At 61.3% G+C, this 8,921-nt stretch carries 8 protein-coding genes; 4 read left to right on the forward strand and 4 right to left on the reverse strand.

From position 1 onward, the window contains the following. The 4 genes from SFLMC1_RS07600 to SFLMC1_RS07615 form a co-directional block, all read right to left on the reverse strand. Nucleotides 1–184, reverse strand: a 184-nt coding sequence (locus tag SFLMC1_RS07600; protein ID WP_222838055.1) for a hypothetical protein, incomplete at its 3' end; no start/stop codon positions are given. 289 nt (nucleotides 185–473) lie between these two features. Then, nucleotides 474–1,187 (reverse strand): DUF6580 family putative transport protein, encoded by a 714-nt coding sequence (locus tag SFLMC1_RS07605; RefSeq protein ID WP_152074458.1) that lies wholly within the window; start codon nucleotides 1,185–1,187, stop codon nucleotides 474–476. Between the two features lie 4 nt (nucleotides 1,188–1,191). Beyond that, the gene (locus tag SFLMC1_RS07610) at nucleotides 1,192–2,646 is read right to left on the reverse strand and encodes an ABC transporter ATP-binding protein (protein ID WP_187323905.1); all 1,455 of its coding nucleotides are present in this window, start codon (nucleotides 2,644–2,646) and stop codon (nucleotides 1,192–1,194) included. Further along, a complete protein-coding gene (locus tag SFLMC1_RS07615; protein WP_152074546.1) occupies nucleotides 2,646–3,524 on the reverse strand; it encodes an energy-coupling factor transporter transmembrane component T family protein in 879 nt (292 codons plus the stop codon). Before SFLMC1_RS07615 ends, SFLMC1_RS07610 begins: the two co-directional genes overlap by 1 nt. A gap of 203 nt (nucleotides 3,525–3,727) precedes the next feature. Between SFLMC1_RS07615 and glmU the strand changes: the two genes are divergently transcribed. The 4 genes from glmU to pth all read left to right on the forward strand — a co-directional run bounded on the left by glmU (nucleotide 3,728) and on the right by pth (nucleotide 8,880). Beyond that, complete coding sequence (gene glmU / locus SFLMC1_RS07620; protein WP_152074457.1) at nucleotides 3,728–5,140, forward strand: bifunctional UDP-N-acetylglucosamine diphosphorylase/glucosamine-1-phosphate N-acetyltransferase GlmU; 1,413 nt, start codon at nucleotides 3,728–3,730, stop codon at nucleotides 5,138–5,140. A 191-nt stretch (nucleotides 5,141–5,331) separates the two neighbouring features. After that, the gene (locus SFLMC1_RS07625; RefSeq protein WP_152074456.1) at nucleotides 5,332–6,318 is read left to right on the forward strand and encodes a ribose-phosphate diphosphokinase; all 987 of its coding nucleotides are present in this window, start codon (nucleotides 5,332–5,334) and stop codon (nucleotides 6,316–6,318) included. Nucleotides 6,319–7,062: 744 nt separating this feature from the next. Continuing rightward, nucleotides 7,063–7,899, forward strand: coding sequence for an endonuclease domain-containing protein (locus SFLMC1_RS07630; protein WP_226814278.1), 837 nt, complete (start codon nucleotides 7,063–7,065; stop codon nucleotides 7,897–7,899). 351 nt (nucleotides 7,900–8,250) lie between these two features. Next, complete coding sequence (gene pth, locus SFLMC1_RS07635; RefSeq protein WP_187323906.1) at nucleotides 8,251–8,880, forward strand: aminoacyl-tRNA hydrolase; 630 nt, start codon at nucleotides 8,251–8,253, stop codon at nucleotides 8,878–8,880. The last annotated feature ends 41 nt before the right edge of the window (nucleotides 8,881–8,921 follow it).

Below are 8,921 nucleotides of genomic sequence, written 5' to 3' on the forward strand. Positions count from 1 at the left end.
CGCGACCCACCCGCCACGAAATCGGCCCATCTACTACGTTTAAACCACTACCCTCAACCACAGCGAACAACGCAAAAAGAAAACCGCAGGTAGAAAGCCTGAGGTTTTTCATAAAACGCGGTTGTGCTTGGGGGTGTTGGGCTAAACGTAGTAGATGGGCCAGTTTCGTGGCGAGCGCCGTCAACCGATTCCCTGGGGACGTCTCGGGACGGAAGAAAACGGATCAATTGACTCTCTGAGGGCCATGATGCCCGTCATATCAACCGGCCATTCCAAAACTATGCCGGTTTACGGGGCTGGATCTCAGATCCCTAACCACACGCAATTCGAGCGAAATAAAACCGCAGGTAGACGGCTCGTCTATTTTCGAAAAATGCCGGTATGATCGGCCTGCGCCAATCTAGCCCCGTAAACCGGCATAGTTTTGATATGACACCAAGGCAGTATTGATTCTCGCCCCGGCGCAATCGCCGCTACAGCCCGTACTTCACGACGACGCGGTTGATGCGGCGGCACCAGGGCTTGTACAGGGCGGCCAAAAACACACAGGTCGCGAGTCCGTGCGTGATGTCGAACGGCACCGCCGTAGCAAGACGCGCCGCAGCGCCTGCCCAGGTGAGCGGCTGCACAAAACCGATGATGTCATACGCGTTGATCACGACGCCATACAGCAAGCCCGAGGCAAAGCCGTACGCCATCAGCGCCGGCATGCGCACGGTTCCATCCGCACGGTCGAACGCACCCGCATGCGCCAGCGCACCGCCAACATAGCCAACCAGGCCCCAGGCATACATCTGCCATGGCGTCCACATGCCCTGTCCAAAAAAGAAATTGCTGGTCAGCGCCGCCAGCGCACCGACCATGAAGCCGTTGCGTCGACCCAACGTGGCCCCCGCGATAATGGCGATAGCGCTCACGGGTTTAAAATCGGGAATGGGGCCGAACAAGATGCGGCCCGCCGCGGCCAGCGCCGCCAACACCAGCGTGGGCATAATCTGGCGCAGGCCTGGACGTGATGTCTCATAGCCCGCAAAGAACAGCGCGAGCACGAGCGCCACTACAACCAGCATGGCAAGCGCCGCCTGCTCAATGCCCGCCAGCAACGCCGCAGTCATCACTGCCGGCACCACCAGGAGCAGCGGAATCTCCATTTTTGTGAGTAGGCGCGGGGCGCGATGATCCGTCATCCCATCACGCCCTGTAGAACACGTTGTCGGCAAAGAAATCTGCCGGAGGCTCCATGCAGGCGATCTCGCCGTCGAACATCATGGCGACGTCGTCGGATACCTGCTCGGCAAAGTCTAAGTCGTGCGTGGCAATGACGACGGTGCCGCCGTCCTGCGCATGCTCGCGCAGGGCTCGGGCGATAATGCAGCGACTTGCCAGATCAAGGCCCTTGGTGGGCTCATCAAGCAGCAGCAGCTCCGGACCAATCAACAGCAGCTTTGCCAACGCAAGCAGCTGGCGCTGACCGCCCGAAAGATCGTACGGGTGACGCGTCTCCAAGCCCGCCAGGCCCAGGCGCGCTGTCTGCTCCTGTGCTGCGGCCTCGTCGTATCCGCAGGCCGAAGCCCATTCCATCAGCTCGTCGCGCACCGTTTCGGCGACCAGCAATGCCTTGGGATTCTGTGGCAGCAGCGCCGCCGAAGCCGTCCCACGCACCATGCGGCCACGCTGCAGCTTAGCCGTCTTGGCCAGCACCGAGAGCATCGTCGACTTGCCGCAGCCGTTTCCGCCCACGACCGCATGCACCGCGCCGGCTGAAAACGTCACATCGAGCCCACGCAGCACCCAACCGCCCGCGCGATCGTAGCGAAACCAGCCCTCGCGAATAGCTGCCGCCGCACTCGTCGCCGCCCCCTGAGTGGGCCGACAAGAGTCCAAAGCCAAAAGCCCCTCGCGACTACCCAAACTCGCCCGGTCAACCACATCTCTCACGCGACCGCCCTCAATCTGGTACGCACGCGTCGCATACTCGAGCATCGGCCGCGGTTGATGCGTAGCCACAATAACCGTGCAGCCCAGCTCACGGTTCACGCGAAACAGCGCGTGCAGAAAATTCTTCTCGGCAACGGGATCGAGCTGAGACGTGGGCTCGTCGAGTAGCAGCACACGCGGACGCAGCGCCAGGACGGCAGCAAGCGACAGCAGCTGCTTGCGGCCACCCGAAAGCGTATCGGTATCGCGATGCAGCCAGTCCTCCAGACCAAAGAAATAGCTGGTCTCGGCAACACGGCGGCGCATCTCGTCGCGCGACACACCCAGATTTTCCAGGCCAAACGCCATCTCGTGCCACACGGTCTCGCACACAATCTGGTTCTCAGGGTCCTGAAACACGTAGCCCACGCGCTCCGCAGACGCGCGCACGTCCATGTCGGCAACGTCCTCGCCCAGCACGAGCAGTTCGCCAGTGCGCTCGCCCGTCGGAGCGATCTCGGGCTTGAGCAGCGACAGCAGCGTCGACTTACCCGATCCGGTACCGCCAACAAGCAGCGCAAATGCGCCTTGGGGAACAGACCAGTCGAGCCGCTCGAGCACCGCAGCATCAGCCCCGGGGTAGGCAAAGCTCAGGTTCCGCACCTCAATCGCCGGCATATCCGGGCCAGACGCCGCGCCCGACACCGGGCCCCTATCCAACCGAGCCATCAGCCAAACCTCTTCTCATCGATCGCATGCAACACGCAGGGCAGCACCATCCAGGCAGCATACACGACATAGCCCAGCCACGGCGCGGGCACCGAAAGCTGCGGGTAAAACGAATACTGCGCTGTCGCGGTCCATGCCACTGCCACCGCGGCGGCACCAAACGCCGCAAGTCCAACCAGCGCGGCAGCGTCGCCGCACGCCAGCCGATACCGCGCGTACGTCGTGCGACGAGTCGCGGCGCCCCACCCGCGCGAGCGCATGGCGTCCGCGCGCTCAAGCGAATCTTCCATGCCCCAGCCCATCAAAACGGTCGACGCCCGCAGGCGCGATCGCACGGGATCGGTGGGCGCGCGCCCCGACACATCGATCGCGTCCTGCACCGCCAGCACCGTGCGGCCGCGGCGCAAAAACTGTGGGATAAGCCGCATGCACATCGAGATCATGAGCGCGATCACCGGAGCGGCGTTGCCCAAAAGCGCAAGCACCTTGTCGTAGCCAAGCATCGACGCCGCGGCCTCAAACCACAGCACGCTCGCCACAAACAGCCCACCCATGCACAGGCCGTATACCATGCTCTCCAGATACACCGCACGCATGCCAATACGAAACAGCTCCGTCGAGCCCGAGGCGCTAAACAGCGGATTGAGAACCGCGATGATCAAAATCACCGGCAGCTGCCAGCGAAGCGCCCCCAACGTGCGCGCGGTGCCGCGCGTCGCAAACCCGTACGCCAGCCCGCCCGCAAGCGACAGCGCGATCAGTACCGGTTGCATCGAGAACATGGTGAGCCCTAGCGCCAGCACCATGTAGAGCGCCGGCACCGCCGGATGCGACATCGAAAATGCCGCGACGGGCTCGATGGCCGACCTCTCTCGCATATTATCCACGGGCACCCCATCCCTCGCTCAAACGCCAACGCCGCAGCGCCGCCGCCATACACAACCAGCGCAAATACCACGCCGGCGGCAGCGGCATCGGCCATCGCGCATCAATCGTTACGCGCTCATCATATGCCTGCGGTATCATATTGCGCCGTGTATCGTTTCCAAACACACGTCTCTATAACGTAACAGGAGATCACATGGACGCAACCGCAATTATCCTCGCCGCCGGCGAGGGCACCCGCATGAAGTCGAACCACTGCAAGGTTTCACACAAGATCCTGGGAAAGCCCATGGTCCAGTGGATCGTCGACGCCACCATCAAGGCCGGCTGCAGCCGCGTCGTGGTCGTCATCGGCAGCCACGCCGACGAGATGCGCGCCCTCATCGATGGTGCCTACGCCAACAGCGCCACCAAGGTCGAGTGCGTCGAGCAGACCGAGCGCCTGGGCACCGGCCACGCCGTAAAGGTCGCGCTCGAGGCCTGCGGCATCACGCAAGGCCCCGTCGTCGTGCTCAACGGCGACCTGCCGCTCATCACCGCCGACACCGTCGCCAAGTTCGCGCAAACCGTCGCCACCGGCGAGCTCGCCTGCACCGTCATGACCATGACCCCGCCCGACCCCTTTGGCTACGGCCGCATCAAGCTGGGCGCCGACGGCCAGATCGAGCGCATCATCGAGCAGAAGGACTGCACGCCCGAGCAGGCCGCCACGCTGCTGGAGTGCAACGCCGGCTGCTACGCCTTCGACGGCGCGCAGCTTGCCGCCCACATTAACGAGATCGGCAACGACAACGCGCAGTCCGAGTACTACCTGCCCGACATGCTCGAAATCCTCAAGGGTCACGGCCAGGCTGTCTCCATCTTCCACTGCGACGACTACCGCGACGGCCTGGGCGTCAACAGCCGCATTCAGCTCGCCCAGCTCACCGCCATCGCGCGCGACCGCATCAACGAGCACTGGATGGCCGAGGGCGTCACCTTCATCGACCCCACGCAGGCTTGGATCGGCCCCGATGCCACCATCGGCCGCGACACCATAGTGTGGCCGCAGACGCATCTGGTCGGTCACGTCACCGTGGGCGAGGAGTGTCAGCTCGGCCCCAACAGCCGCCTCACCGACACCACCGTCGGCAGCGGCTGCACCATCGATGAGACCATCGCCATCGAGGCCGTCATCGAGAACGGTGTCGACTGCGGCCCGCGCGCCTACCTGCGCCCGGGCACCCATATGCTCGACGGCTCCAAGGCCGGCACGCACGTGGAGATCAAGAAGTCCACGATCGGCGAGGGCTCCAAGGTGCCGCACCTGTCCTACATCGGCGACACCACCATGGGCTCCGGCGTCAACGTGGGCGCAGGCTCCATCACCTGCAACTACGATGGCGTGCACAAGCACAAGACCGTCATCGGCAAGGATGCCTTCATCGGTTCCGACACCATGATGGTCGCGCCCGCCCAGATTGGCGACGGTGCACTCGTGGCCGCCGGCTCCGTCATCACCGAGCCGGTCCCGGCCGACGCCCTGGGCCTGGGTCGTGCCCGTCAGGTAAACATTGAGGGCTGGGCCGCCGATTATCGCCGCCGTCTGCACGAGGACGACGAGGTATAACGTTTTACCAAGCATCTAAGGAGCTGTTCCCATGGGGACGGCTCCTTTTTCTATTGTGACCTGCGCGACCGGATGAGTGGTCGGTTCGTGTCCGTTGACGGTAAAGACATTATCAAGACCTGATAAACCCCGCCGCGCGGTTACAATGCAACAAGGCATCTATATGGCATTCGATATAAAGGAGAAGGGTAATGCCGATTAATGATCCCGAGAAGTCGGAGAATATGCGCAAGTCCATCCGCGTGTATTCCGGTTCCTCCAACCGTCCCCTCGCTCAGAAGATTGCTGAGTACCTTGGGGTCGAGCTTTCGGGCCTTACGCTAAAGCAGTTCGCCAACGGTGAGATTTACGCCCGCTACGACGAGACCGTCCGCGGCGCCGACGTCTTCCTGATTCAGTCCGTGGCCGGCGGCAACGTCAACGACATGCTCATGGAGCTGCTCATCGCCACCGACGCTGCCAAGCGTGCATCCGCCCGCTCCATCACCGCCGTTATCACCCACTACGGCTATGCCCGCCAGGACCGCAAGGCCGGCCCGCGCGAGCCCATCACTGCCCGCCTCGTCGCCAACCTGCTCGAGCGCGCCGGTGTCAACCGCATCATCACCCTCGACCTGCACCAGGGTCAGATCCAGGGCTTCTTCGATATCCCGGTTAACCACCTGTCCGCACTGCCGCTGTTTGGCCAGTACTACAACAACATGCACTTCGGCACCGACAACCTGGTTGTCGTCTCCCCCGACGTGGGTCGCGCCAAGGCCGCCAAGAAGCTGTCCGACATGCTCGGCTGCAGCCTCGCTATCGCCCACAAGGGTCGTCCGCGCCACAACGCCGCCGAGGTCATGGGCATCATCGGTGATATCGAGGGCAAGACCTGCGTCATCAACGACGACATGATCGACACCGCGGGCACCCTGTGCGCCAACGTCAAGGAGCTCAAGGCTATGGGCGCCGGCGACATCTACGTATGCGCCACCCACGGCATCTTCTCCGGTCCGGCCATCGAGCGTCTGAACGACGCTCCGATTGTCGAGTGCCTCGTCACCGACGCCATTCCCGTCGAGGTCGGCGGCAAGATCAAGACCATCTCGGTCGCCGAGGAGTTCGCTCAGGCCATCTCCGCCGTTTACCACGAAGAGCCCGTCTCCACGCTCGTCGGCGGCGACTTCGCGCTGTAATCCAGCGTGCATCGCATCATCTTTGGTGTTTTTAAAGGGGCCGGAAGCTCGCTTCCGGCCCCTTTTCTATTCCTCGCCAACCCGCCCTGGACAGTTAGTTCAGATACGTATTTATTTAAGAACCTAATGAGCCTCTTAGGGCATCTGAAGATGGCCGACGGATACTCTAAACAGCCCGAACCCGACGCTTTCGAGCGCAGTCGTCACACTTTGCCTTTCATTCGCCCTCAAAAGCCCCTGAAAATACCCAAGCAAAACGCTGCTTTATACGTATCTGAACCAACTGTCCAACACCCATCGCTGACATTAGCAGCGGGACTCACTTTCTCGCAAGCTCTCAGTAATATCCCCGTTTTCCTAACACCCGACCGTTCATGGCGCGCAGCACCCCGCTGGGCGAAAAGAACGGCATGGCAGTCGCGTTTCGCCAGCGGCTTAGTACCTTGTAACTATGACCACCGTGATTTCACATTTCTCCGCCCTCCGCGCAATTCGCCGCGCACGACGGGCATACTCTGCCCTTCCTTGGGACTCCATCGACGGCGGACAGCAGGCGCAAGCTCTAGCCGGCTGCATTCCCAATAATGACGCGGTAGACTTTAGCGCGCTTTCGATCCTCGACGCCTGGAATGAAGACGATTCCGAACCGCTTGATCTTCTCATTTCAAACGAAGACAACAGGCGTCCCGACAAGCGACTCCGCCAGCACATTCTCTCCGCCACGCTTCCCAAAAAAGTGCAATCATGCGAATCGAAGCCGACATCTACGCTACGTCTCCCGCCATGACGGCCATGCTTTGTTCCAAAAATGAGTCAGTCGCCAAAACCTTGATGCTCCTTATGGAGCTGCTCGGAACCTACTCCCTTCCGCCCGAGGCAACCTACCCCATCGCCTATGACGATACGTGGCCCAAGGCCGACGGCTTCGAAGCGATGGGCGATCTTGATTGTCAGGGCAGCCAACCGGCACCCGAAGGACAAGCCGAAGCCCGTTACGAACAGGCACACTACAAGTGCGAACCTGCTACAACCATCGAAGATCTCGAGGCAATCGCACGGTTCGCCAAAAGCAGCTCCTATGCCTCGTTTCGCACGGCCGTTAAACTCGCCCGCACCGGATCCGCATCCCCAGCGGAATCCTTAATGTTTGCCGTCCTAGGCGCGCCCATGCGTTTTGGCGGTTTCGGATGTTGCAGCCTGCCCATGGGAGGCCTGCTACTCAACTATAGAATCGACTTCGATACCCTTGCGGTCAACATGTCCTCGGGTATCCCCTACGCCATCTGCGACTTATATTGCCCGGCCGCCGGAGTCGACAACGAATACAACGGAATTGGACATGAGCTTCAAAACGCTCGCATTCACGACGGGAATCGCAACAATGGCCTCAAGGCCATGGGTATCCACGTCCTGGTTATCAATCGTGACCAAATGAAGGACCTTGTTGCACTCGAAGCCTTCGCCCAGACGATGCATCGACTTGCGGGAGCTCGATTCCGCTATCGCATCAAGGGTTATCGCAAGCGTCAAGCCGCTTGGCTCAACGCCCTGCGGGCTGGAATCGGCCTCGCGCCGGTCTAAAAACCGGATTGCACACTTACTGCCGAGCAAGGGCGGACAGTTGGTTCAGATACGTATAAATGGACACATCAGATCGAGCCGTTTTGCCGTCAACTCTGTGCAATTCGCCCTGTTCGATAATAAAACAGACTTCAAAACAGCACTATACCGACCAGTTGGAGCGACCGACCAGCACTACGGCATCGAATCGAGCGCTTCGATAGCTCGTGTTTTATACGTATCTGAACAAACTGCCCACCTGGGCTTCTGGCGGCCGCCCAAACGCCACCAAACAGCCTCGATCGCCCTCCATTTGACAGCTGTAACGGGGTCGCTCACCATAGCAGACGACAAATCGACGAAAGGAAGCACATGGCAGCTGCACAGCCGCTCAAGATTCGCATGGTTGCCGGGCTTGGCAACCCGGGTGAGGAATATGCCGAGACCCGCCACAACGCCGGCTTTAAGGCAATCGACGACTTGGCCCGTCAGGCCGGCGTCACGTACTGGAAAAACCAGGCCGGCGCCGAGATCGCGTTCATCAACATCAACGACCCCGAGGAAGATGGCGGCAAGCGCCAGATTGTGCTGGTCAAGCCGCAGTCGTACATGAATACCTCGGGCGGTCCCATCTCCAAGCTCTGCCGCGAGTACAAGATCAAGGCCGAGGAGCTGCTCGTAATCCACGACGAGCTCGATATTCCCGCCGGCGACGTGCGCGTTAAGGTGGGCGGCGGCCATGCTGGCCACAACGGCCTGCGTTCCATCATCGACAAGATGGGCAGCCGCGACTTCAGCCGTATCCGCACCGGCATCGGCAACCCTCCCGGCAAGATGGCCGTCGCCGACTACGTGCTTAAACAGCTGCGCGCCCGCGAGGCCGAGGATTTCCATGACACCTGCGCCCGCGCGGCCGACGCCGCCGGTCTCGCCATCGTGCACGGCGTGGTCTATGCCCGCGACCATGTCAACGGTGCCGCCTCCGCCAACGGCAAGCACTAAAACCTACCATTTAGGGACAGGTTTATTTTGGCAGGTTTTAT

Source organism: Collinsella aerofaciens, assembly GCF_901212495.1.
Classification (GTDB): domain Bacteria; phylum Actinomycetota; class Coriobacteriia; order Coriobacteriales; family Coriobacteriaceae; genus Collinsella; species Collinsella aerofaciens_H.

Bases quoted from the DNA above. Each gene is read 5' to 3' on its own strand.
- SFLMC1_RS07605 (WP_152074458.1), bottom strand. From the start codon at position 1,187: ATGACGGATCATCGCGCCCCGCGCCTACTCACAAAAATGGAGATTCCG.
- SFLMC1_RS07610 (WP_187323905.1), bottom strand. From the start codon at position 2,646: ATGGCTCGGTTGGATAGGGGCCCGGTGTCGGGCGCGGCGTCTGGCCCG.
- SFLMC1_RS07615 (WP_152074546.1), bottom strand. From the start codon at position 3,524: ATGCGAGAGAGGTCGGCCATCGAGCCCGTCGCGGCATTTTCGATGTCG.
- glmU (WP_152074457.1), top strand. From the start codon at position 3,728: ATGGACGCAACCGCAATTATCCTCGCCGCCGGCGAGGGCACCCGCATG.
- SFLMC1_RS07625 (WP_152074456.1), top strand. From the start codon at position 5,332: ATGCCGATTAATGATCCCGAGAAGTCGGAGAATATGCGCAAGTCCATC.
- SFLMC1_RS07630 (WP_226814278.1), top strand. From the start codon at position 7,063: ATGCGAATCGAAGCCGACATCTACGCTACGTCTCCCGCCATGACGGCC.
- pth (WP_187323906.1), top strand. From the start codon at position 8,251: ATGGCAGCTGCACAGCCGCTCAAGATTCGCATGGTTGCCGGGCTTGGC.